Origin of the sequence: Pseudomonas sp. Root562 (genome assembly GCF_001427125.1) — a bacterium.
GTDB lineage: Bacteria > Pseudomonadota > Gammaproteobacteria > Pseudomonadales > Pseudomonadaceae > Aquipseudomonas.
In genome coordinates this window covers 287,556-310,713 of record NZ_LMGK01000023.1, presented here as the reverse complement: position 1 = coordinate 310,713, position 23,158 = coordinate 287,556, and the positions used below count along the sequence as shown (strand labels likewise).

General features: G+C 60.5%; 17 protein-coding genes and 2 pseudogenes. 6 read left to right on the top strand and 13 right to left on the bottom strand.

The features are described from left to right. Positions 1 to 69: 69 nt before the first annotated feature. The 3 genes from ispA to ASD60_RS20945 form a co-directional block, all read right to left on the bottom strand. A complete protein-coding gene (gene ispA / locus ASD60_RS20955) occupies positions 70 to 957 on the bottom strand; it encodes a (2E,6E)-farnesyl diphosphate synthase (protein WP_056855839.1) in 888 nt (295 codons plus the stop codon). After that, positions 954 to 1,196 (bottom strand): exodeoxyribonuclease VII small subunit, encoded by a 243-nt coding sequence (locus tag ASD60_RS20950; RefSeq protein WP_007894317.1) that lies wholly within the window; start codon positions 1,194 to 1,196, stop codon positions 954 to 956. Before ASD60_RS20950 ends, ispA begins: the two co-directional genes overlap by 4 nt. Before the next feature lie 109 nt (positions 1,197 to 1,305). Beyond that, complete coding sequence (locus ASD60_RS20945) at positions 1,306 to 2,451, bottom strand: Fic family protein (RefSeq protein WP_056855838.1); 1,146 nt, start codon at positions 2,449 to 2,451, stop codon at positions 1,306 to 1,308. Positions 2,452 to 2,726: 275 nt separating this feature from the next. Between ASD60_RS20945 and ASD60_RS20940 the strand changes: the two genes are divergently transcribed. The 6 genes from ASD60_RS20940 to ASD60_RS20915 are packed head-to-tail and all read left to right on the top strand — an operon-like array spanning position 2,727 to position 12,889. Further along, positions 2,727 to 3,515, top strand: a complete 789-nt coding sequence (locus ASD60_RS20940) for a YfaP family protein (RefSeq protein WP_056855837.1) — start codon at positions 2,727 to 2,729, stop codon at positions 3,513 to 3,515. Positions 3,516 to 3,551: 36 nt separating this feature from the next. After that, the gene (locus ASD60_RS20935; protein WP_056855836.1) at positions 3,552 to 5,264 is read left to right on the top strand and encodes a DUF2138 domain-containing protein; all 1,713 of its coding nucleotides are present in this window, start codon (positions 3,552 to 3,554) and stop codon (positions 5,262 to 5,264) included. Next, entirely contained in the window at positions 5,234 to 5,899 is a 666-nt protein-coding gene (locus ASD60_RS20930) for a DUF1175 domain-containing protein (protein ID WP_056855835.1), read from the top strand. Before ASD60_RS20935 ends, ASD60_RS20930 begins: the two co-directional genes overlap by 31 nt. After that, positions 5,896 to 10,455, top strand: coding sequence for an alpha-2-macroglobulin family protein (locus ASD60_RS20925; RefSeq protein ID WP_082557636.1), 4,560 nt, complete (start codon positions 5,896 to 5,898; stop codon positions 10,453 to 10,455). The genes ASD60_RS20930 and ASD60_RS20925 overlap by 4 nt, the downstream gene beginning before the upstream one ends. Position 10,456: 1 nt before the next feature. After that, positions 10,457 to 12,076, top strand: a complete 1,620-nt coding sequence (locus ASD60_RS20920) for a DUF2300 domain-containing protein (protein WP_056855834.1) — start codon at positions 10,457 to 10,459, stop codon at positions 12,074 to 12,076. A 3-nt stretch (positions 12,077 to 12,079) separates the two neighbouring features. Beyond that, on the top strand, positions 12,080 to 12,889 hold the full coding sequence (locus ASD60_RS20915; protein WP_056855833.1) for a YfaP family protein: 810 nt from the start codon (positions 12,080 to 12,082) through the stop codon (positions 12,887 to 12,889). Between the two features lie 320 nt (positions 12,890 to 13,209). Here ASD60_RS20915 and ASD60_RS20910 read toward each other — a convergent pair whose 3' ends face one another. The 10 genes and pseudogenes from ASD60_RS20910 to ASD60_RS20865 form a co-directional block, all read right to left on the bottom strand. Beyond that, positions 13,210 to 13,956, bottom strand: coding sequence for a S24 family peptidase (locus tag ASD60_RS20910; RefSeq protein ID WP_056855832.1), 747 nt, complete (start codon positions 13,954 to 13,956; stop codon positions 13,210 to 13,212). 229 nt (positions 13,957 to 14,185) lie between these two features. Next, positions 14,186 to 14,713: an inorganic diphosphatase gene (ppa, locus tag ASD60_RS20905; RefSeq protein ID WP_007990564.1), complete on the bottom strand. Its 528-nt coding sequence runs from the start codon at positions 14,711 to 14,713 to the stop codon at positions 14,186 to 14,188. 113 nt (positions 14,714 to 14,826) lie between these two features. Beyond that, positions 14,827 to 15,639, bottom strand: coding sequence for a zinc-dependent peptidase (locus ASD60_RS20900; protein WP_056855831.1), 813 nt, complete (start codon positions 15,637 to 15,639; stop codon positions 14,827 to 14,829). Between the two features lie 6 nt (positions 15,640 to 15,645). After that, positions 15,646 to 16,302 carry a DedA family protein gene (locus tag ASD60_RS20895; protein WP_056855830.1) on the bottom strand — a complete coding sequence of 219 codons (657 nt, stop codon included), beginning with the start codon at positions 16,300 to 16,302 and terminating at the stop codon, positions 15,646 to 15,648. Positions 16,303 to 16,613: 311 nt separating this feature from the next. Continuing rightward, positions 16,614 to 17,075, bottom strand: coding sequence for a GNAT family N-acetyltransferase (locus tag ASD60_RS20890; RefSeq protein WP_056855829.1), 462 nt, complete (start codon positions 17,073 to 17,075; stop codon positions 16,614 to 16,616). Positions 17,076 to 17,189: 114 nt separating this feature from the next. Continuing rightward, complete coding sequence (gene eutC / locus ASD60_RS20885) at positions 17,190 to 18,014, bottom strand: ethanolamine ammonia-lyase subunit EutC (RefSeq protein ID WP_056855828.1); 825 nt, start codon at positions 18,012 to 18,014, stop codon at positions 17,190 to 17,192. Positions 18,015 to 18,022: 8 nt separating this feature from the next. Continuing rightward, the gene (locus tag ASD60_RS20880; protein ID WP_056855827.1) at positions 18,023 to 19,417 is read right to left on the bottom strand and encodes an ethanolamine ammonia-lyase subunit EutB; all 1,395 of its coding nucleotides are present in this window, start codon (positions 19,415 to 19,417) and stop codon (positions 18,023 to 18,025) included. Between the two features lie 160 nt (positions 19,418 to 19,577). After that, on the bottom strand, positions 19,578 to 20,951 hold the full coding sequence (gene eat, locus ASD60_RS20875; protein WP_056855826.1) for an ethanolamine permease: 1,374 nt from the start codon (positions 20,949 to 20,951) through the stop codon (positions 19,578 to 19,580). Positions 20,952 to 21,158: 207 nt separating this feature from the next. Continuing rightward, positions 21,159 to 21,406 (bottom strand): annotated as a pseudogene (locus tag ASD60_RS20870) (aldehyde dehydrogenase family protein); the annotation flags it as partial. Positions 21,407 to 21,448: 42 nt separating this feature from the next. Further along, positions 21,449 to 22,824 (bottom strand): annotated as a pseudogene (locus ASD60_RS20865) (aldehyde dehydrogenase family protein). Between the last annotated feature and the right edge of the window lie 334 nt (positions 22,825 to 23,158).

Here is a 23,158-nt window from a genome sequence, read left to right as displayed (position 1 = left end):
AAAGATGCGGCAGTTTACCTGATGCATCGGCCCCTGCCCACGCGTTGGTATTTTTTGGCGCAAACGCCGTCAGCTGCGGCGCTCGACGATATACCGGGCCAGGTCACGCAATGGCTCGGCCCCCGCGTCAAACGGTCGCAGCGCATGCAGGGCCTGATCGCGCAGTTCCAGGGCGTAGGCCTTGGCCGCGTCGAGGCCGAGCAGGGCCGGGTAGGTCGGCTTGTCGCGGGCAATGTCCGCACCCTGGCGTTTGCCGAGGGTTTCGGTATCGCTTTCGACGTCGAGAATGTCGTCCTGAACCTGAAACGCCAGGCCGATAGCCCTTGCATAAGTCTGCAGGGATTTCAGTTCGTCCTTCTCGGCACGGCCACTGGCCAGGGCGCCGAGTTTGACGCTGACTTCGATCAAGGCACCGGTCTTGTGCCGATGCATGTATTCGAGGGCTTTTTGATCGAGCTTCAGGCCGACCGAGCCCAGGTCGATGGCTTGACCGCCGACCATGCCGGCCGGGCCTGCAGCCTGGGCCAGTGCGGTGACCATTTGCAGGCGGATGTCGGCTTCTGCATGGCTCAGGCGCGGGTCGAGCAGGGCGCTGAACGCCAGGCTCTGCAAACCGTCACCGGCGAGAATCGCGCAGGCTTCATCGAATTTCTTGTGGGTGGTGGGCTGGCCGCGACGCAGGTCATCATCGTCCATGGCCGGCAAATCGTCATGCACCAGCGAATAGGCGTGGATCAATTCCACTGCGCAGGCCGCGCCGTTGGCTTGCTCGGCCTTTCCGCCAAGCGCTTCGCAGGCGGCATAGGCCAACAATGGACGCACGCGCTTGCCGCCGTTCATCACGCTGTAGCGCATTGCTTCGTAGAGCCGCGCGAGCTCAGGGCTCGGGGCGATGAACAGGGTTTCGAGAGCCGCATTGACCCGGGCCTGGCTGGTCGCCGAATACGCTGCAATCATTCTGGCTGGTCCGCGTCGAAGGGTTCCTCGGCCAGCTCGCCATCACGCTCGAGCAGCACCTGAACCTTCTGCTCAGCCTGCGCCAGCGCCGCCTGGCAATCACGGGTCAGACCGATGCCTTGCTCGAAAGCGGTCAACGAATCTTCCAGCGACAATTCGCCATTCTCCAGACGTTCCACCAGCGTTTGCAGGTCGGCGAGGGATTGTTCGAAATCCAGTGCAGCTTTTTTGCGGGCCATGGCGGCGATTTCCGGTTGACGTTAAACCGGCGCGACACTAGCAGATAGGGGGGGTATGGGCAAATTCACAGATGATACAAACCCCTGTAGACGCAGCCTGCGGCAGCGCTTAGAGGGGGGAGTGATCAGGATAGTGAATTTGGTAGCGAGTACTGCGACCGCCGCCGGGCAGTCGTTCCAGGCAACCCTTTTCCAGCAGTTCAGCCAAATGACGGGTTGCGGTGGCTTTGGAAACCTTCGCTACGGCTTGATACTGAGCCGCGCTGATTCCGCCCTCGAAACCACGTTCGCCGCCATCGAGTAAACGATTCAGTACTTTGGTCTGCTCGCTGGAGAGTTCTGATTCCCGATGCGCCTGCCAGAAACGCGCCTTGCCCAGCACCGACTCGATTCGCACCATCGCCTGCTGCAAGCTGCGCAGCAAGGTTTGCAGAAACCACTCGAGCCAATGGGTGATGTCCAACGTGGCCTTCTGGCTGGTTTCCAATACGCGGTAATAGCCGGAGCGGTCCTCGAGAATGCTCGCCGACATGGCGTAGAAACGAATGGCCTGAGCCTCGCCTTGCGCCAGGGCAAGGTCGGTGAGGGTTCGCGTCAGGCGACCATTGCCGTCGTCGAAAGGGTGCAGCGTGACAAACCAGAAGTGCGCGATACCGGCGCGCAACAGTGGATCGAGCCCGACCTCATGGCGGCTGCTTTCAAACCACTCGAGGAAAGTCTCGAGTTGCCGTTCCAGGCCCCTGCGGGGCGGCGCTTCGAAGTGGACGATGGGCTTGTCGAGTCGCCCGGACACCACTTGCATCGGGTCATCGCCGCGCAATGCGCCGACGCGGATACTTTGAGCGGTGAATGAGCTGTCCTGATCGGGGAACAGCCACTCATGCCAATCAAGCAGCCGTTCAAGGGTCAGCGGTTCGGCAAAATGCTGCGTGGCATCGAGCATCAACTGCGCCAGACCTTCGCTGCGTTGGCTGATGGGGTCGCCCTCGTGCATCTGTAGACCGAGACGCCGCGCCAGAGAAGATCGTACCGAGCCGACATTCAACTGCTCACCTTCAATCGCTGAAGAGGTAACGATGTTTTGCAGCAATGCATCGAGCTCACTCTGTGCACTGAGCGAGTTGCCTACGGAGCTGATCATTCCGGTCAATCGACCTTGCGCCTGAACGCACTCGCGCAGCAACGATGCCAAACGCTCGGCATGCCAGGTGAAACTTGGCCAATCGGGCTGTTGCCAGATCCAGTGGGGAACCATGCATTCAACTTCCATAAAGAGTGAGCCGATTAGAAATGCTATTCGGCTCATATAGTGAGCCGAATATGATCTTTATTCGGCTCACCGTCCACCCACCCGCATGATGCTGCTGCAATTTCAGATGTATCCGATTGTTAGAAAGCGACCGAGCGATTAACCTTCGCGCCATCGACGACCGGTTATTCACGGGTCTTTCAGACGAAACGCAGTACCCCTATCTGTAACGCGCCGAGGATCTGGCGCAAGGTTTCGTCATGCATGGCAGGAGGCATCACATGCGTTCATTTCTTTCGCTGCTGATCGGGTTGGCTTGCGCTTCGGCGCTGGCCGCGCCGAGTGCCGAGCTTTCGGAGCCGGTGGGTGGCTGGCGTTTCAACGGTTTGCTCGACCGTAGTGAAAACCCGCAGGTCGCCTATCCCACACCGCCCATCGACCGGGGTGTGCAGCGTAATCGCACGATGATCCAGGGCCAGCTCAAGGCGATCGGTGCGCAACGCGGGCCGCACACGCTGGCGGTCAACGGCAATCCCTTGAACCTGTACACCGACGACCAGGGCCGTTTTGCCCGGCCGTATGCGTTCGGTGCCGGCTCCAACAGCGTCGAAGTGCGCAGTGCCGAGGGCCAGTCGCTCAAGCGCGTTCAATTCTATGAAGCCAATAACCTGCGCACGCCCGCACGGATTCGTGTGGTGCTGGGTTGGGATGATCCGAAGGCCGAACTCGATCTGCACATCATCACGCCTGACGGCCAGCATGCGTTCTGGGCGCACTCGGCGCTGACCAACGGCGGCGGCCTCGACCCCGATGGTGTCGACGGTCCCGGCCCGGAAATGTTCACCATGACCGCACCGCTGCATGGCACCTATCTGGTTTACGTCAACTACTGGGGCAACTTCGGCAGCGGCGGCTATAACTTCGATGAGGCCGGCAACCAGAACGAGGTGATCACTTCGCAGATCAACCTGGTGCTCAACGAAAACACCGTCGACGAAAAACGCGAGACCTTCATCGTGCCCCTGCGGGCCATCGGTGACCTGCTGCTGGTCAAGACTTTCAACTATTAAACATCCCGCACCACGGATGACATCGGGTTTTGTGAAATGAGCGATAACACTGTTTCTCCGGCTGCCGATACACCGAGCGCCAAACCGTCCCGTCGTTGGCCGGTCATTGTGCTCGGGCTGTGCCTGGTCGCCGCTGTGGCTGCCGGCATGGGCTGGCTGCTGAAAAAAAGCACAGCCCCGGCACCGCAACTGGCGGCGGAAAAACTTGGCATGAGCCGCCCCGATGGCTTGCTCGAAACCCACTCCTTGAGCCAATTGCCCAAGGATTTGCTGGCCGTGCCGTTCCTCAAGGAAACCCTGACTGAAGACTTCGTCTTCTATTACCAAACCCACGCCGATCGTCTTGGCCTGATCGGCAGCCTGCGGCGGATCATTTATGAACACGATTTGAAACTGCAGGACTCCTTGATCGAGCAACTGTTCGACCAGCCGGCAGATGTCGCGCTGTGGCGCGGGGCGGATGGGCGGCTGAGGGATTTCCTGCTGGTGATGGATCGCGGCGGCCTGGCCAAGGTGCTGGAACCGCTGGCGAAAGTGGCGCTGGATGATTCGCAACTGAGCAAAATCGCAGAGGTGAAAGTCGGCGCCGATAACGTCGAGCTGTATCAGCTCACCTACAACGCCAGCAAGGCGCTGGTGTTCGCTTCCCATGGCGACAAACTCGTGGTGCTGTCGAATCCGACCAAGCTTTATGACCCGCAAAGTGGCATGGCACAGGAAGCCGGCAGCGTTTCGACCCAGTCCATCGCCGCTTTGCTCAATGGCGAAAAACTGTTTCCCGAAGCTTTCGGTCTGCCACCCCGTGCGCCCGAGGTAAAGCAACGGCTGTCGGTCAACGCCAGCGTGTTGGCCATGGGTTATCAGCGCTTCATCCCGAATTTCGCCGGTCTGCGTTTCGACATGGACGATAAAGGCTGGCACAGCTTCCTCGCCATGGATGAGCTGGAGAATCAGCCAGACTTTGATTTCAAACCGGTCTGGAAAGCCATGCCGATGGGCGCGAGCGCGTGCGTCGCCCTGCCGCTGGCGGCCGAACAACAAAAACCGTTGCTGGTAAAACTCGGTGCCGAAGAGCGCGCGGCTCAAGCACTGACCGAACACATGGCCGGTGCGGCAGGGCTTTGCTGGTATGCCGATTCGCGACTGTACACACCGCTGCTGGTGGCCGGGCTCAAGGATCAAGACAGCGCCAGCATGGATGGCGATCTGGGCAAGTTGTTCGGTTCGATGGTCGGCGCCCATGAAAGCAAGGTCGATGAGCATGTGTTCCCGGTGGTGGAGAAACAGCAAGGCCAGAGCCATCAATGGCAGCGTCAGGTCAGCTCCAGTTTCGGTCCCTACGCGGCCAAGGATGCAGAACATCCGGACGCCATCAGCGGTAAGGCGTTCATGCGTGTAAGCCTTGCGCGACATGGTTCAACGCTGCTGTTTTCCCTCGACGACAAATTGGTGGACAAGGCCCTCGGCACCCTCGACAAGCGCTTCCCACCGATGGCCGACGTGTTGCCCAAAGACCTGCTGATGCCGATCTACTTCGGCCCTGACTCCATGGCGCAGCTGATCCAGCAGGAAACCCTCGACAGCCTGCCGCAGGACATGGAACCGGTGTTCTACAACGCCGCGCAAACCTACCTGATCCCCAAACTGCGCACGCTCGGCGGCTACGGCAAATATGCCCTGACCTTGCCCGAAGGCAGCGAGCCGGACGGTCACTGGCAATGGTTGCCGCTGGAGTGGAAAGCGCTGTGAATGGGTGGATCCGCAGTCTCGGCTTGCTTGCCTTGCTGTTGAGCGCGAGTGCCCGGGCGCTCGATGCACCGGCGCTGGATGCGCAGCAATCCCAGGTGTTCCGTGCATGGTTCGTGCGCATCGCCCAGGAACAACTGAGCCAAGGCCCGAGCCCGCGCTGGTATCAACAGGACTGCGCCGGGTTGGTGCGCTTTGCCGCCAACGAAGCGCTGAAAGTCCACGACGACAAATGGCTGCGCAGCAATGGTCTGTCCAATCGCTACCTGCCGCCGGAGCTGCAGCTGAGCGACGCCCAGCGCAGCCTCGCCCAGCAATGGCAACAGGGCGGCGGCAAGGTCGGGCCGTACGTCAACGCGATCAAGTTGATCCAGTTCAACAGTCATCTGGTCGGCCGCGATGTGTCCCAGGCGCGCCCCGGCGACCTGATGTTCTTCGATCAGGGCGACGACCAGCACCTGATGATCTGGATGGGGCGCTTCATCGCCTATCACACCGGCACCACCACTCCCACCGATAACGGCATGCGTTCGGCAAGCCTGCAACAACTCATGACATGGAAGGACACCCGATGGATACCCGATGCAGCCAACCCCAACTTCATCGGCGTCTATCGACTGAATTTTCTCTCCCAATGACCGGTGCCCGCATGCTGCGTTTTCTGTCTCTGTTGTTGGTCATGGTGTTGCCGTTCTCGGCAGTCAACGCCCAAGACACCGTCGAGCCCAGCGGCTACACGCCGGTATCCGGTGAAAGCTTTTTCCTGTTGGCCGACAGCAGTTTTGCCAGTGATGAACAGGCGATGGTGCGCCTCGAAGCGCCGGGCCGCGACTACCGCCGCTTCCGCATGGAGCCCTATGGCGGTGCCGACATTCGCGTGTATCGCATCGACAAGCCGCTGGACTTTCTCAAGCGCCAGAAGAACCTGCACCGCGTGGTCAGCGACGGCCAGTTCAAGGGCGAAGGGCTGTCCAACACGCTCGCCTATCTGTGGGATAACTGGTACCGCAAGTCGCGGCGGGTGATGCAGCGGGCGTTCTCCTACGAGTCGCGCAAACAAGTCACCGAGGAAGTGCCGGAACTGAAAATGGGCGCTGCCATGGCCGCGCCGACACCCTACGACGCGCAACCGCAATTTGCCTTGATTCCGGGCCTGCCGGTGGTCAGCCAGTTCCGTTATCCGCTGTGGCAGGCCAAGCCGATCCAGCCACCGGAAGGGGTGAATCTGGCCGGCTCTTCCAGTGAGTTCGTCAGCGTCGCACCGGGCAACGTCTACATCCCGTTGGGCAACTTGAAGCCGGGTCTGTACCTGGTGGAGGCGCTGATCGGCAAGTACCGCGCGACCACCATGGTCTTCGTCTCCAACACCGTGGCGGTGAGCAAGATTGCCGGTGATGAATTACTGGTGTGGGCTGCGCGCAAACACCAAGGCAGTTCGGTGCCCAAGGTCAATGTGCTGTGGACTGACGGTTTGGGCGTGATGAGCAGCGGTGCTACCGATGTCGATGGTTTGCTGCGTTTGAAACACGTCAGCCCCGAGCGTTCGTTCGTGATTGGCGAGGACGAAGAGGGCGGGGTTTTTGTCTCGGAAAACTTCTATTACGACAGCGAAATCTACGACACCAAACTCTATGCCTTCACTGACCGGCCGCTGTATCGGCCGGGGGATTGGGTGTCGCTGAAAATCGTCGGCCGTGAATTCAAGAACGCCCGGGATTCGGTGCAGCCAAGCGCTGCCGACGTCAACGTAACGGTGCTGGATGCGACCGGTACGGCCCTGCAAACCCTGGACTTGAAACTCGATTCGAAGGCCGGCACCCAGGGCCGTTTCCAGCTGCCGGACAACGCCGTGGCCGGTGGATACGAGTTGCGCTTCAGCTACAAGGATCAGGCTTACAGCAGTGCCTTCCGCGTGGCTGAATACATCAAGCCGCACTTCGAAATTTCCCTCAATCTGGCCAAGCAGGATTACCGCACCGGCGAGCCGGTCAAGGGCAGTCTGGTGTTGCTCTACCCCGACGGCAAACCGGTGGCCAATGCCAAGTTGACCCTGAGCCTGCGTGCCCAGCAACTGTCGATGGTCGACAACGAACTGCAATACCTCGGGCAATTCCCGGTGGAACTGACCAGCGCCGAATTGACCACTGACGCCCAGGGCAACGCGACCCTGGACCTGCCGGCCGCCGACAAACCGAGCCGCTACATGCTCACCGTGTTCGCCAGTGATGGCGCGGCGTATCGGGTCAAGACCACCAAGGAAATCCTCATCGACCGAGGCGCCGCGAATTTCCGCTTGAGCGCACCGCAGCGCTTCAGTGCGGTGGGCGACAAGGTTGCGTTCAGCTACGTCATCGAAAGCGAGCAGAAGGCAGCGGTTACCCCGAGCAGCTATGGCTGGGTTCGTCTGGAAGACCAGAGCAGCGGCGAAGGTAAGCTCGCGGCCACCGACAAAGGTTTCACCCTGGCCTTCGATCGTCCCGGCACCTACAACCTGACGCTCAGGGACGACCACGGCCGAACCCTCGGCGCCACCGGTCATTCAGTCACCGGCGACGGAGTCAAGGCTGTGCCGGGAACCGTCGAAATCGTCCTCGACAAACCCGAGTACAAGGCCGGCGATGAAGCACTGGCGTTGATCACTTTCCCCGAGCCGATCAACGATGCGCTGCTGTCGCTGGAGCGCGACAAGGTCGAAGCCACCGCGCTGCTGTCCAAGGGCGGCGACTGGCTAAAGATGGAGAAACTCAGCGACACCCAGTACCGCGCGCGCATCCCGGTGAAGGACGGTTTCGCCCCGAACCTGACGTTCTCGGTGCTTTACACCAAGGGCGGGCAGTACAGCTTCCAGAACGCAGGCATCAAAGTGATTACGCCGCAGATCGACGTGGCGATCACCACCGACAAAGACACCTACCAGCCGGGTGAAACGGTATCGGTGGACCTGACGACGCAGTTCGCCGGCAAGCCAATCCCCGCGCATCTGACGGTCAGTGTGGTCGACGAAATGGTCTATGCCCTGCAACCGGAAGTGGCACCGAGCATCGACCAGTTCTTTTATCACCCACGCCGCAACAATGTGCGCACCAGTGCCAGCTTGTCGTTCATCAGCTATGACGTCGCGCTGCCGGGCAGCCCCGGTGCGCCGGGTAAAGCCAATCGCAGTGAACGCGGGGTGAAAGTGCTGGAACGGCCGCGGCGCGAAGACGTCGACACCGCCGCGTGGCAACCGGAACTGCTCACCGATGCCAACGGCAAAACCCGCTTCACCTTCAAGATGCCGGACTCGTTGACCCGCTGGCGCATCACCGCCCGGGCCATCGCCGACGACGGTGCGGTGGGGCAGAAGAAGCAATTCGTGCGCTCGGAAAAACCGCTGTACCTGAAGTGGAGCGGACCCGGCAAATTCCGCACTGGGGACAAACCCGATCTCGGTGTGTTTGCTTTCAGTCAGTCGCAAGATCCGGTCAAGGCTGAGCTGGTGACACATTACGCGGGCGCCGAGCAGCGCATCGCCGTCACGCTCAACAGCGGCATCAACTACATCCCGTTACCGACGTTTGCCTTGGGCACGGGCGAGTGGGCCGCGGAACTGGTGCAGGACGGCAAAACCGTCGATGCCTTGGCTGTGCACTTGAGCGCGACCGGCGAAGGTTGGCAAGTGACACAAAGCCAAAGCCTGGATGTCGCCAGTGGTGATACACCGCTGGCGTTGCCGGCAGATGCAACGGACATTCGCCTGCGTCTGGACGACAGTCCGCAAGCGCTGTTCCGCTCGGCGCTCGATGATCTGCTGAGTTATCCCTACGGCGGCGTCGAGCAGACCGCCAGTCGCTTGCTGCCGCTGAGCATCGCGTATCCGACGCTGTCGTCGAATCCGCAGATCCGCGATCGCTTGCGCCTGATCATGCAGAACAGCCGTTTGCGCCTGGTGCAAATGGCCGGGCCTTCGGCGAGTTTCACCTGGTGGGGCATGGACGGTGAGCCGGATGCGTTCCTGACTGCCTACGCCTATTTCGCCGACTGGCACGCCAGCCAGGTGCTGCAATTGAGCCTGCCACCGGAGCATTGGCAGCGGGTGCTGGAGGTGTATGCCAAGCAGGCGAACAACACGCCGCTGTTGCAGCGGGCGTTGATTGTTGCGTTCGCCAAACAGATGCAGTTGCCGATCAACACCTTGCTCAGCGGTTTGGTGGACGATCTGGCGAAAGCGGGCGAGGGCAATGCCGCGAACTTGATGGAGGGCGGTGAAGACAGCCTGGTCATGAGCGATCCGGATTCGGCCTTGGGGCTGGCGGCGGCGCGGGTGTTGACCGCGTCGCTGGCCAGGCAATCGAAGGTCGCGCTGCCGGAGGCCTTCAATCGGCATTTGGCCGATGCGCAGCAACGCTTGGCTGTGAGCTCGCAGCCGTTTGCCGAAGCGCTGAATCTGTCTCTGCAGCCGTTCGATCAGCTCCGTGCGCAGGCGCTGCTGCAACGGCTGTTGCCGCAGCAATCGACCCTCGAACGGGCACTGGCGCTGAGCTGGCTGCAGCGCAGTATCGAGCAGGCTTCGCCGACCATCGCACTGGCGCCGGGAGAGGGCTGGAAGAAACAACACAGTGTCACCGGGGAAATGTACTGGACGTGGCAGGGCGCGACGCCGGTGCCGAGTGTGTTGTCGCTGTCCGGTGTTCAGGAACGTCCGCTGCGTGCGGCATTGAGCTTCCAGACCCGGCAACCGGCCGTCGAGCCGATGGCCGTGTCCATCACTCGTCGCCTGTCGCGATTGGTGCCGGGTGACGCTGCATTCACTTTCAAGCTCGAAGCGGTGGGCAGCAAGCCGCTGTCCAGCGACAGCCTGTATCTGGACGAAATCATCATCACCAGCAAAGCCGCCAGGCCGCTGCGATACGGGATGATCGAAGTGCCGCTGCCGCCGGGCGCGGATGTAGAGCGCACCACGTGGGGCATCAAGTTGATGGGTAAGGCCGGCACCGAACCGACGGCGCTGGAGAAGGCGCGCTTCGAGCCGGGTCAGATGGCTTACGCGATTCCAGTGGATGCCTTGAATGGCGAGCTGCGGCTGCGCCATCTGGTGCGCTTCTCGCAAAAAGGCCAATTCCATCTACCGCCGGTGCGTTTCACGCAAGTCTATGCACCGCAGCATCAGGCCCATGAACAGAAACCGGCGCTTGGTCAGATCACGGTCAACTGACATGACCCGACGTTTGCTCTGGTGGCTGCTGTGTTTGATCCCTGCGCTGGCGACAGCGCAGGAAGCCCCGCTGCGACTGGGATTCGAAGGCGAACTGTTGTCGTTGAGCGGGAACCGGGTGATCGCCCGTGAGCCGTTGCCCGACTCATTGCAGGCGCCTTTGGGTAGTTTGTGGAAGTTGTTTGTCTACGGCTGGCTGGTCGATACCGGTGCCCGAGAACCTGCGTATGAATGTCGCGGGCAGTCCAAAGAAGAGGTTTATTGCTGTACTGCGGGTGGCAGGATCGAACGCGATCAGGCGTTGGTGAAGTCCTGCGGGTTGTACTTCGAGCCTGCGCGATTGGGCATTTCCGCCGCGGATTGGCGCCAGTATTGGCAAGCGCGCAAAGCGCCGCAGTGGCTGCTTGATTTGCCTGCGATGCAACCGTCCACACGTGTTTCGGTAGTGGAGTTGCTGCAAATGCTGGCCGTGCTGCCCGCACAGGATCAGGCGCGGCGGGTGTTGCTTGACGTGGTGTTGAACGCCGCCGACGGCAACGTCGTGGGCGAACTCGGTGGCCGCTTGCGGGTGAAAACCTGGAGTTGGTTGGATGAACATGATCCTTCGTCGCGTCAGGGCGGGTTCGCCGGTTGGACGACGAAGGGCACGCCGATCTGGGCGGGTGGACGGGGGACCAGTCAGAGGGTTCTGCGCAATTACGCTCAAGCCTTGGCTTCGGTGTTGCCGGTTGATTGGCCGGTGGATCCTGGGCGATGTGTCGAGGTGGAGCTGTTTTCACGCTATCCGATCGGGCGCGTTCTGGCGGGAGATCGTGTTGTTGCTTCCGGGCCGATGCAAGGCGACTTTCGCGTCGAATTCAGCAACGGCAACCAGCTCGATATCCACAGCAACGGTGAACTGTTTTTGTTGAAGGACAAGATCGTCGCGCGTCTGGACCGCGAGGAATACGTCGCCCGCGTGCTACAGCGTGAAGCCGCTGCCGAACCTGTCGAGGCCGCCAAGGCCCTGGCGGTCGCCATCCGTACCTACCTGCTGCAAAACGCCACGCGTAACGGTGAATGCCTGAGCATCGACGACAGCAGCCAACGGCAACGAGTCGCCCCACGTCCGGCCACCACCGCGGCGCGCAACATCGCCGCATGGACCAACGACCTCGTGCTTGCCGGCACCGGCGTCACCTACCACGCCGACCAACCCGGCCCGGACAAACTCTCCTGGCAACAAGCCGTGGAACAAGCCAACGCCGGCCAGCGCTACGACGCCATCCTGCTGCACGCCTATCCGCGTGCCAGCCTCAGTCGCTGGGACAACCCCGTTGCCTCCTGCGAAACCTTGCCCGCGGCGCAGGACTGGCTGCAGAAACAACGGCGTGGTTGGCGTATGCGGTTGGAAAGCGAGGCCGGTTACAGCGAAGTCAGCACCTTTGCAGTCTGCCGCCTGGGATTCGGCCGACCCTATGTCGACCGCGAACGCCAGCGCATCTACGTGCGCGGCGCACTGTCCTTGCAGGATCGCCTCGACCTGACCCACGAATACCTGCACCTGGCCTTTGAAGCTCACCCCAACGGCCAGGATGAAACCTACATCGAAGGGCTCGCCCGCCACCTTTTGCTGGAATAGACCATGACACTTCGTTATCCACAGGTCTTGCTGTTGCTTTGTTCGCTGACGGCACTGCCGTTGGCAATGGCGCAAGGCATCAAACTCGACACGCCAAACGGTGGCTGGCGAACCGGTGCGCCTGAAGGTGAAGGCGAGAGTTTCCGCCAGACCGTCAATTACCCGGCCTCTTCGGTCAACACCCCGGCAGGGCAGGCCAACACCGCACGCATCAGCGGTCAGATCAGCGCAACGCCCAAATCCGCTGAGCCCGGTCGCCTGGTCGTGAATGGCGTGAGCATGCCCCTGAAGATCGACCCCGCCGGTCGCTTCGATCGCCCGTTCTCCTTTCCCAACGGCAGCAACAGCGTCGAAGTCCGCAGCCCCGACGGCCAACAACGCCAGCGCACGCAATTCCTCAACGCCAGCGGCGGCTCCACCCCGGCCAAACTCCGCGTCCTGCTGGCCTGGGACAGCGACGGCACCGACCTGGACCTGCACCTCATCACCCCCGACGGCGCCCACATCTGGTACGGCGACCGTGCCGTCGCCAACGGCGCCGCCCTCGACGTCGACGTCACCACCGGCTACGGCCCGGAAATCTTCGCCATGCCTGCACCGATCAAGGGGCAGTATCTGGTCTATGTGAACTACTTTGGTGGTGGTTATCGCAGTGATGAAGAAGGACAGGAAGACGCGGTACAACCGCTGACCACGGCGCAGGTTACGGTGATTACGGAGGAGGGGACGCCTAGCGAGAAGATGGAGACTTTTCTGGTGCCGATGAGGGCGGTGGGGGAGTTGACGTTGGTTAAGGGGTTTAGTTATCCGTGAGGGATGACGGCGCTGCTTGTGCTGAATTGTTCAGTTGGCTGTTTTTCAGGCATTAAAAAGCCGGCTTGTGGCCGGCTTCTCGGGGACTGGCTTGGATCATTTTTGGTAAACCGCGCCAGCCTTCAAAACGTACACCCGGATCTTGCGTCCGGCTGCGGGACTCGGCGAGAAAGTCATCTGCCTTGTCGGTGCGATCTGAGCCGCGGGGCGGGTCGATGCGCAAATGTGGGGCGCAGCATACGCAGGTTTGATGGAAATTCCCAGTAGAAGGTGCCGACCAGAGCCTCGCGATGCGACCGACATCCGCGATTGCTGATGTTTTACAGGAACGGCACCTCCGGCCTGCGTTTGTTCAGCGTCGACCACCAGAACACCCAACCCAACACCCTGAAGTTCTGTTCTTCGATCTGTTCGCGCCTGAGGATCTCGTCTGGGTACTCGCCGCTGTTGTGGCTGCGCATCCGCAGGGCGTTGCCGGGGATTCGGTGCAGGTATTTGATGCGCAGCATGCCGTCGTGCTCGACAGCGTAGATCTGGCCGTCGACGATTTGTGTCAGGCCCCGGTCGATGGCGATCGTCGAACCTTCTTCGATTTTCTCGGCCATGCTGTTGCCGACCATACGGGCGCAGATGGCGTCGCAGTGGTTGATTTCCAGGGAGTCGAGGTGGCTGCGGGGAAGGCGTATGGACTCTTCTCGGTCCTCGACGACGTGAGTTTTGTTGGGGTCAGTGGTCGTCGGGACTTCCTTGTAGAACGGCAAGTCGACATCGGTGGGTTCGACCACGGTATAGACGCCGCGGATGGCCTGGGCGTCGAAGACGTTGCCCGACTCGTCGGCCACGCGCAGATGCCGGGCATCTTTCTGGCCTTCACCGGTTTTCAGCCATTCCCTGTTCACGGAGAGCCGCGTGGCGACTTCTTCCAGGCAGTGGGCGGGCACACCTCGGGTGTACCAGTTGTGGACATTTTGTGGTGCCGTGTTCAAAAACTCGGCAAAACCGGATGTCGTGATGTTGGCAAGTCGAAGGAGCGCTCGAAAGCGTGGGCCGCTAGTGTTCTTTTTCATAAACACGAGTCTACGGAGGCGGAATAAGGCTTTGAATAAACGAGCCGTTCAAAATCGAGGGAAATTTAAGACTTGATGTAAGACGTAAACGGCGAAAATTAAACAAGAAAAAACCAAAACAGACCCTATTAAACAAGGCGTTTAAGTGATGCTTTTCAAGCGCCCACAAAAAACCCCGGATCACCGGGGTTTTTCTTGAAGCGGGTCGCCAGAAGCGTACCGCGGCGGCTTAGCCTTTGTAGGCAGCTACCGACTTGGTGATCGCTTCGCGGGCGGCGTCTGCGCCGGCCCAGCCTTCGATCTTCACCCATTTGCCTTTTTCGAGATCTTTGTAGTTCGCGAAGAAGTGCTCGATCTGCTGGATCAGCAGGGCAGGCAGGTCGGTGTATTCCTTCACGTCGACGTACAGTTGCGACAGCTTGTCGTGTGGAACGGCGATGACTTTGGCATCGCCGCCGCCGTCGTCGGTCATGTTCAGGATGCCGACCGGACGGGCGCGGATCACCGAACCTGGTGCAACCGGATAAGGGGTCACGACCAGCACGTCGAGGGGATCACCGTCGTCGGCCAGAGTGTTCGGGATGTAACCGTAGTTGGCCGGGTAGAACATTGGGGTGGCCATGAAACGGTCAACGAACAGGCAATCGCTGTCTTTGTCGATTTCGTATTTGATCGGCGCGTGGTTGGCCGGAATCTCGATCGCGACGTAGATGTCGTTCGGCAGGTCTTTGCCAGCCGGAATCTTGCTGTAGCTCATTGGGCGTTGCCCCCGTTAGTTGACCAAAAACACTTGGCCGGATTGACCAAAAAGTGGCGGCGATTATAGGCATATTCCTACGCCGACGCCATGGACCAGAAGTCGTGTAGACCTTAGTCGTGTGGCTGATAGACCGGATCATGCGCCTGAAGTTGCTTCAATCTTCCGAGCGGATCCTGGCGGTAGAACAGCTGCAACTGCTCATACACCTGTGGATAAGCCTCATGCAGCAAATCCGGGGCGCTGAAGAAGTATTCACTGGTGACGGCGAAGAACTCGGCAGGGTTCTCGGCGGCGTATGGGTCGATGGCAGTCTCGGCGTCAGGGTTGTGTTCCAGCTGCCGGTCGAGGTCATCGTAGGCGTCCTGCATGACTTTGGCCCAGGCGCTGACGCGCATGTCGGCGTGCAGCGGTGGCAGGCCATTGGCGTCGCCGTTGAGCATGTCGAGTTTGTGCGCCAGTTCGTGGATGACCAGGTTGTAGCCTTCCCAGCCACCACTGGCCATCACACCGGGCCAGGCGAGGATGATCGGCCCTTGCTGCCAGGCTTCACCGCTGTGCTCGCCGTCCCATTCGTGTTCGATGCCACTGGCGTCGCGGTGGCGCTGGGGGCTGAGGAAGTCGTCGGGGTAGAGGATGATTTCGTGAAAGCCCTGGTACCAGTTCAGATCACCCAGGTTCATCAGCGGCAGTTGCGCCTGGGCGGCGAGCAACAGGCGTTGCTCCTGATGCAATTCGACGCCGGGCAGGGCAGTCAGGTGTTTGTCTTCGAGGAACAGCACGCAGGCTTCACGCAGCCATTGGTCCTGGGCCGCGGTGATGCCGTCGAGAAAGCTCAGGTGATGGCGCACCCGTTGCCACATATCGTCGGCAATCGGGTGCCTGGCCAGAATGCGCCGGCGACGCCAGGCGCTCAGGGACCACATTGAGGATCAGCGCGTGTGAGCTTTGGACGCTGCGTTGCCGAAGCGACTGCGCACCACGCCGATGATCATCGGAACCAGCGATAGCAGGATGATGCCGACCACCAGCAACGACAGGTTCGACTTGATGAACGGTACGTTGCCGAAGAAGTAACCGAGGGTGACCAGACCGCCGACCCAAAGGATGGTGCCCAGCACGCTGAAGGCGAAGAAGCGCGGGTACGGCATCCGCGCAACGCCCGCGACGAACGGTGCAAAGGTGCGGATGATGGGCAGGAAGCGCGCCAGGGTCACGGTTTTACCGCCGTGCTTTTCATAGAAATCGTGGGTTTGTTGCAGATAATCGCGGCGGAAGATCTTCGAGTTCGGATTGCTGAACAAGCGTTCGCCCGCCGTTCGTCCGATCACATAGTTGGTGCTATCGCCCAATATCGCCGCCAGCATCAGCAGGCCACCCAGCAGCACCGGGTCCATGCCGCCACCTGCGGCAACTGCGCCGGCGATGAACAGCAGCGAATCACCCGGCAGGAACGGCATGACCACCAGGCCGGTTTCACAAAAAATCACCAGAAACAGAATGGCGTAGATCCATGGCCCGTAATTGGTTACCAGCAAATCGAGGTAGACATCGAGATGCAGGACTAGGTCGAGCGGGTTGAAATCCATGGAAAGCACCTGTGATAACGGTCCAGGTCAGCGGGCCTTGTGCGGATGACTTCGCGAAAGCCTACGAACGGACGTAGTTTTTCTTACAAGCCGGAAAGATCGGCATTATACGAGTTGAGTGGTGAAAAGCGCGTCGAGATTGTAGCGGGGCATGTCGGTTGAACGTGCGCAAGTCTGGTGACAATTAATAACTCACACAAACACACCCTGAACCCTTGAGTTTGAGGGGGCGGGAAAATTCCATCGGATGGATTGACGGCCTCAGGGGGTCGATCCTCTGCATGGCAGAGATCGACCCCGCTGCAGCGACCTTACAGCTCGTCGCTGATCGGCAATACGTAGTTCTTGAACTCGGTATCTTCCTTGAATCCGATGGATTCGTAGGTTTTCTGCGCCACTGCGTTGTTGCTGCTGGTAGACACCCGCATGCGCACGGCATTGGTTTCCTTGGCCATTTTTTTCGCGGTACGAATCAGATTGTCGGCGACCAGTTGGCGACGTGCGTCTTCGGCGACGTAGATGTCGTTGAGGATCCACACGCGTTTAAGCGAAAGCGAAGAGAAGCTTGGGTACAACTGACAAAAGCCCAACAGTTTGTTGTTGTCATCATCGGAAAGGGCCAGGTAGATCACCGACTCTTTGCGACGAAGGCGTTTTTCGAGAAACGCCCGGGACGAGTCCGGATACGGCAGGGAGCCATAAAACTCGCGATATTTGACGAACAACGGGGTCAGCAGGTCCAGGTGTTCGAGGGTCGCTTGAATAATCCGCATGGTAGGTCTCGTCTTCAAGTGGCTGTCTTGCGTGCTTGAACGGCAACGGGAAATCCTGGCAGCCGCGAGTCGATCCTGCCTGAAACTGGAACGAAAGTGCAACGCGCAAGCGCTTCAGGCATCCGGCGGGCCTAGTAGGAAATTTCCCTTCATGTCTGCGCCGGCGTCTGACTCCAGGGTCTGGACTTGCGCTTCGTCCTTCAGATTGACCCCGGATAACTGCCGCCGACAGGCCTCGCGCATCAAATACAGCAAACGGTGTGCCGCCATGCCGTAGCTCAAGCCTTCCAGGCGCACATTGGAGATGCAGTTGCGATAGGCGTCTGTCAGGCCGACTTTGGGGTTATAGGTGAAATACAACCCCAGACTGTCTGGCGAGCTCAGGCCTGGGCGCTCGCCGATCAGGATCACGGTCATTTTCGCCCCCAGCAATTCGCCGACTTCATCGGCGACAGCAACGCGGCCCTGTTCCACCAGCACGATCGGGGCGACGGACCAGTTTTCGGCGCGAACCTGTTCCTCCAGTCGCGCCAGAAACGGCAGCGTATGGCGATGAACGGCCAACGCTGACAAACCATCGGCGACCACGATCACCAAGTCGACTCCGCCCGGATTGGCCGAAGCGTGATCACGTAGAACCTGAGCCGACGCATCGCTCAGTTTTCGCCCAAGATCGGGGCGTTGCAAATAGCTGTTGCGGTCAACGGCCGCGCTATGCAGCAAAAGACTTGCATGCCCGCGCTCGCTCAGTTGTGAGCGCAATGCCCCGTGGTCAAACGGCAAGTGCACCGCATCACGGGCCTGAGCGTGGGCATATTGAAAGTCCAGCTGCGCGCGAGTGGGCATGCTGGTGCCCGTACGGCCAAGGGCAATGCGCGCCGGTGTCAGGCGTCGCAGCTCCAGCCATGGGTTGTGCGGGTCGTAAGGCGGCTTTTCCATATCAACACTCATCCCAGTTGCGCCAAGGCCTGGCGGAAGGCCGGTGGCAAGCTGTTGCCGAACAGAACCCGGCCATCCGCCTGGGTGAAGATGCCCATTTTCGCCAGCCACTGTTCGAACTCGGGTGCTGGCTTGAGCCCCAGGGTCTGCCGGGCATAGAGCGCATCGTGGAACGACGTGGTCTGGTAATTGAGCATGATGTCGTCGGAGCCGGGGATGCCCATGATGAAGTTGATCCCGGCCACGCCCAGCAAGGTCAGCAGGGTGTCCATGTCATCCTGGTCGGCCTCGGCGTGGTTGGTGTAACAGATGTCGCAACCCATCGGCACGCCCAGCAGCTTGCCGCAGAAGTGATCTTCGAGACCGGCGCGAATAATCTGTTTGCCGTTATAGAGGTATTCCGGACCGATAAATCCTACGACGGTGTTCACCAAAAACGGTTTGAAGTGTCGCGCGACAGCGTAGGCCCGGGTTTCGCAGGTTTGTTGATCGACGCCATGGTGGGCGTTGGCCGACAGGGCGCTGCCCTGGCCGGTTTCGAAATACATCAGGTTTTGCCCGAGTGTGCCGCGGTTGAGGCTCAATCCGGCGTCATAACCTTCCTTGAGTACATTCAGATTGATACCGAAGCTCGCATTCGCAGCTTCGGTGCCGGCGATCGACTGGAACACCAGGTCCAGCGGCACGCCACGATTGACCGCTTCGATAGACGTGGTGACATGGGTCAGCACGCAGGCCTGGGTCGGAATCTCGTAGCGCTGGATGATCGCGTCGAGCATTTCCAGCATGGCGCAGATTGAGGCGATGCTGTCGGTGGCCGGGTTGATGCCGATCATGGCATCGCCGTTACCGTGCAGCAGACCGTCGAGAATGCTCGCGGCAATACCGGCCGGTTCGTCGGTCGGGTGGTTGGGTTGCAGGCGTGTGGACAGGCGCCCGCGCAAGCCCAGGGTGCCGCGAAACTGGGTGACCACGCGGATTTTTTGCGCCACCAGCACCAGATCCTGCACGCGCATGATCTTTGACACGGCCGCGGCCATTTCCGGGGTCAGGCCGGGGGCGAGGGCGCGCAGGACCTGTTCGTCGGCGGCATCACTGAGCAACCAGTCGCGAAAGCCGCCGACGGTGAGGTGGCTGACGACGGCGAAAGCCTGCTTGTCGTGGGTGTCGATGATCAGGCGGGTGACTTCATCGTCCTCGTAGGGAACCAGCACTTCCTGCAGGAAGTGGCTGAGCGGGATGTCAGCCAGCGCCATTTGCGCGGCGACGCGTTCGCCATCATTGAGCGCGGCGACACCGGCCAGGAAGTCCCCGGACCGCGCCGGGCTGGCCTTGGCCATCACTTCCTTGAGGCTATCGAAGCGATAGGTCTGGGCGCCGACGCAATGGACATAAACGGCCATGCTGTCCTCCTGGTTAATTGATGACCCGTAGAAGCGAGGCTTGCCCGCAAAAAACGATTACACAGTGTTTCAGTCACACCGCATCATGCCCTTCGGGCAAGTCTCGCTCCTACAGGAATCGGGCGCTCACAAATAGGGCGTGCGCCCGGCGTCGGTGCATTCAGATACCTTCGAGCATAGCGTCCGTCGGTGCCTCTGAACGTTGCCGTGCGGTCAGCTGGAAATACAGGTAGCCGGCGGCCATGAAGCCGAGGAACACACACCCGATCAAGGTGTTGAACCACGCCATCGCCACCAGGCACACCACGGCCAGAAACAGCGCGATGCCCGGTACGATCGGGTAGCCCGGTGCACGGAAGGTGCGTTCCAGGTTCGGCTCGGTTTTACGCAGCTTGAACAGGCTCAGCATACTGATGATGTACATCACGATCGCGCCAAATACCGACATGGTGATCATCGCCGCCGTCAGGGTCATGCCCTGCAGGTTGACCAGGCCATCGCTGTAGATGGCGGCGATGCCGATCACGCCACCGGCGAGAATCGCCCGATGCGGGGTCTGGAACCGCGAAAGCTTGGCCAGGCCGCGTGGCAGGTAGCCGGCGCGGGCCAAGGCAAAGAACTGTCGCGAGTAGCCAAGAATGATCCCATGGAAACTAGCCACCAGGCCGAACAGGCCGATCCACACGAGCATGTGCATCCAGGTCGAATCGTTGCCGACCACGGCTTTCATGGCCTGGGGCAGCGGGTCGTTGATGTTCGACAGTTGACGCCAGTCGCCGACACCCCCGGCCATCACCATCACACCGATGGCCAGGAACACCAGGGTCAAAATGCCGCTGACGTAAGCGCGGGGAATCGTGCGTTTCGGGTCCTTGGCTTCTTCGGCCGCCATGGCCGCGCCTTCAATGGCGAGAAAGAACCAGATGGCGAAGGGAATGGCCGCGAAAATGCCGGGAATCGACGCTATCGTGAACTCATTGGAGCCCGACCAGCCGTTGAGTACGAAGTTGCTGAAGCTGAACCCCGGCGCAACCACGCCCATGAACACCAGCAGTTCGGCGACGGCCAATACAGTGACCACCAATTCAAAGGCAGCCGCGATACCGACACCGAGGATATTGAGGGTCATGAAGATGAAGTAGGCGCCGACTGCCGCGAGCTTCGGGTCCAGTTCCGGGTACTGCACGTTGAGGTAGGCGCCGATGGCCATGGCGATGGCCGGGGGCGCAAAGACGAATTCAATCAGGGTGGCGATACCGGCGATCAATCCGCCTTTCTCGCCGAAGGCCCGGCGGCTGTAGGCAAATGGTCCGCCTGCGTGGGGAATCGCCGTCGTCAACTCGGTAAAACTGAAGATGAAGCAGGTGTACATCGTCGCCACCATCAGCGCGGTGACGAGAAAGCCCAGGGTTCCTGCGGTGCCCCAGCCGTAACTCCAGCCGAAGTACTCGCCGGAAATCACCAGGCCGACGGCAATGCCCCATAAATGCAGGGTGCCGAGTGTGGGTTTGAGCTGTGTGGAAGGAATAGTCATAAGTCCTCTCTGGTTTTTTGCTCTTGTGGACTTTCGGGCACTGCGGTTGCGTGTAATGCGGGCAAGCAAAGCCCGTGCCAGGGCGGCAGGGCGATGATTTGCGGTGTGTTTGCGGATGCCATCGCCAGCAAGCCGGCTCCTACAGATTTGCGCGGTCTGTAGGAGCAAGGCTTGCCCGCGATAGCCGTTACGCGGTATCGCGCCGAATCAGAAGAAGCCCAGCGGATTGATGTCGTAGCTCACCAGCAGGTTTTTGGTCTGCTGATAGTGATCGAGCATCATCTTGTGGGTTTCACGGCCGACGCCGGATTTCTTGTAGCCGCCGAACGCGGCGTGCGCCGGGTACAGGTGATAGCAGTTGGTCCAGACACGACCGGCCTTGATGGCGCGGCCCATGCGATAGGCGCGGTTGATGTCGCGGGTCCAGAGGCCGGCGCCGAGGCCGAACTCGGTGTNGAAAGGCTTGTTCCAGTTCGCGCAAGGCTAATCGCGCCGRATCAGAAGAAGCCCAGCGGATTGATGTCGTAGCTCACCAGCAGGTTTTTGGTCTGCTGATAGTGATCGAGCATCATCTTGTGGGTTTCACGGCCGACGCCGGATTTCTTGTAGCCGCCGAACGCGGCGTGCGCCGGGTACAGGTGGTAGCAGTTGGTCCACACACGACCGGCCTTGATGGCGCGGCCCATGCGATAGGCGCGGTTGATGTCGCGGGTCCAGAGGCCGGCGCCGAGGCCGAACTCGGTGTCGTTGGCAATCGCCAGGGCTTCGGCTTCGTCCTTGAAGGTGGTGATGCTCACCACCGGGCCGAAGATTTCTTCCTGGAACACGCGCATCTTGTTGGTGCCCTTGAGCAGYGTCGGCTGGATGTAATACCCGCTCGCCAGGTTGCCCTCGAGTTTTTCCACCTTGCCGCCGGTCAGCAGTTCGGCGCCTTCGCCCTTGGCGATTTCCAGGTACGAAAGGATCTTGTCGAATTGCTGCTCGGACGCCTGGGCGCCGACCATGGTGTCGGTGTCCAGCGGGTCGCCACGTTTGATCTGCAGGACCTTCTTCATCACCACGGCCATGAACTCGTCGTAGATCGACTCTTGCACCAGCGCCCGGGATGGGCAKGTGCAGACTTCGCCCTGGTTGAAGAACGCCAGCACCAGGCCTTCGGCGGCTTTTTCGATGAACGACGGTTCGGCCTGCATGATGTCTTCGAAGAAGATGTTCGGCGACTTGCCACCCAGCTCCACGGTGGACGGAATGATGTTTTCCGCCGCGCATTTCATGATGTGCGAGCCGACCGGGGTCGAGCCRGTGAAGGCRATCTTGGCGATGCGCTTGCTGGTGGCCAGCGCTTCRCCGGCTTCTTTGCCGAAGCCTTGCACGATGTTCAGCACGCCCGGTGGCAGCAGGTCGCCGATCAGTTCGACCAGCACGGTAATGCCCAGCGGYGTTTGCTCGGCAGGCTTGAGCACCACGCAGTTGCCGGCGGCCAGYGCCGGGGCGAGTTTCCAYGCGGCCATCAGGATCGGGAAGTTCCASGGGATGATCTGCCCGACCACGCCCAGCGGTTCATGGATGTGATAGGCCACGGTGTTGCCGTCGATTTCTGCGGCGCTGCCTTCCTGGGCGCGCAGGCATGCTGTTCGATGCGGTCGGCGATTTTCAGCAGCACCAGCGAGCGGGCCTGGGCGGACGTGGCGCCCCAGGCATCGGCGGCCGCGTGGGCAGCGTCCAGGGCCTTGTCGATGTCTTCGGCCGTGGAACGGGGGAATTCGGCAATCGGTTGGCCATTGACTGGCGAAGTATTGGTGAAGTACTGACCTTTGACAGGCGCGACGAACTCGCCGATGTAGTTACCGTATTTGCTCTTGAACGAAACGATAGCGCCTTCAGTACCGGGGNGTCTTCGGCCGTGGAACGGGGGAATTCGGCAATCGGTTGGCCATTGACTGGCGAAGTATTGGTGAAGTACTGACCTTTGACAGGCGCGACGAACTCGCCGCCGATGTAGTTACCGTATTTGCTCTTGAACGAAACGATAGCGCCTTCAGTACCGGGGTGAGCGTAACGCATGGTGGTCTCTCCTTGCTTTTGTGCTTATAGGGAGTCGCGCATGTGCGCTTGCTATAAGCGTAGAGCAAAGGTCGGGCCATTGCCCTGCAGCTCAGGCAAATCAAGGCCTTGGACGATTTTTCCCGGACGGGCGGGTGACGGCT

Excerpts from the sequence above, each read along its gene's own strand:
- ASD60_RS20910 (WP_056855832.1), bottom strand. The coding sequence starts at position 13,956 with ATGAAAAAGAACACTAGCGGCCCACGCTTTCGAGCGCTCCTTCGACTT.
- ASD60_RS20925 (WP_082557636.1), top strand. The coding sequence starts at position 5,896 with ATGACCGGTGCCCGCATGCTGCGTTTTCTGTCTCTGTTGTTGGTCATG.
- ASD60_RS20900 (WP_056855831.1), bottom strand. The coding sequence starts at position 15,639 with ATGTGGTCCCTGAGCGCCTGGCGTCGCCGGCGCATTCTGGCCAGGCAC.
- eutC (WP_056855828.1), bottom strand. The coding sequence starts at position 18,014 with ATGGAAAAGCCGCCTTACGACCCGCACAACCCATGGCTGGAGCTGCGA.
- ASD60_RS20945 (WP_056855838.1), bottom strand. The coding sequence starts at position 2,451 with ATGGTTCCCCACTGGATCTGGCAACAGCCCGATTGGCCAAGTTTCACC.
- ASD60_RS20930 (WP_056855835.1), top strand. The coding sequence starts at position 5,234 with ATGGTTGCCGCTGGAGTGGAAAGCGCTGTGAATGGGTGGATCCGCAGT.
- eat (WP_056855826.1), bottom strand. The coding sequence starts at position 20,951 with ATGACTATTCCTTCCACACAGCTCAAACCCACACTCGGCACCCTGCAT.
- ASD60_RS20935 (WP_056855836.1), top strand. The coding sequence starts at position 3,552 with ATGAGCGATAACACTGTTTCTCCGGCTGCCGATACACCGAGCGCCAAA.
- ASD60_RS20915 (WP_056855833.1), top strand. The coding sequence starts at position 12,080 with ATGACACTTCGTTATCCACAGGTCTTGCTGTTGCTTTGTTCGCTGACG.
- ASD60_RS20920 (WP_056855834.1), top strand. The coding sequence starts at position 10,457 with ATGACCCGACGTTTGCTCTGGTGGCTGCTGTGTTTGATCCCTGCGCTG.
- ASD60_RS20950 (WP_007894317.1), bottom strand. The coding sequence starts at position 1,196 with ATGGCCCGCAAAAAAGCTGCACTGGATTTCGAACAATCCCTCGCCGAC.
- ASD60_RS20880 (WP_056855827.1), bottom strand. The coding sequence starts at position 19,417 with ATGGCCGTTTATGTCCATTGCGTCGGCGCCCAGACCTATCGCTTCGAT.
- ASD60_RS20895 (WP_056855830.1), bottom strand. The coding sequence starts at position 16,302 with ATGGATTTCAACCCGCTCGACCTAGTCCTGCATCTCGATGTCTACCTC.
- ispA (WP_056855839.1), bottom strand. The coding sequence starts at position 957 with ATGATTGCAGCGTATTCGGCGACCAGCCAGGCCCGGGTCAATGCGGCT.
- ppa (WP_007990564.1), bottom strand. The coding sequence starts at position 14,713 with ATGAGCTACAGCAAGATTCCGGCTGGCAAAGACCTGCCGAACGACATC.
- ASD60_RS20890 (WP_056855829.1), bottom strand. The coding sequence starts at position 17,075 with ATGCGGATTATTCAAGCGACCCTCGAACACCTGGACCTGCTGACCCCG.
- ASD60_RS20940 (WP_056855837.1), top strand. The coding sequence starts at position 2,727 with ATGCGTTCATTTCTTTCGCTGCTGATCGGGTTGGCTTGCGCTTCGGCG.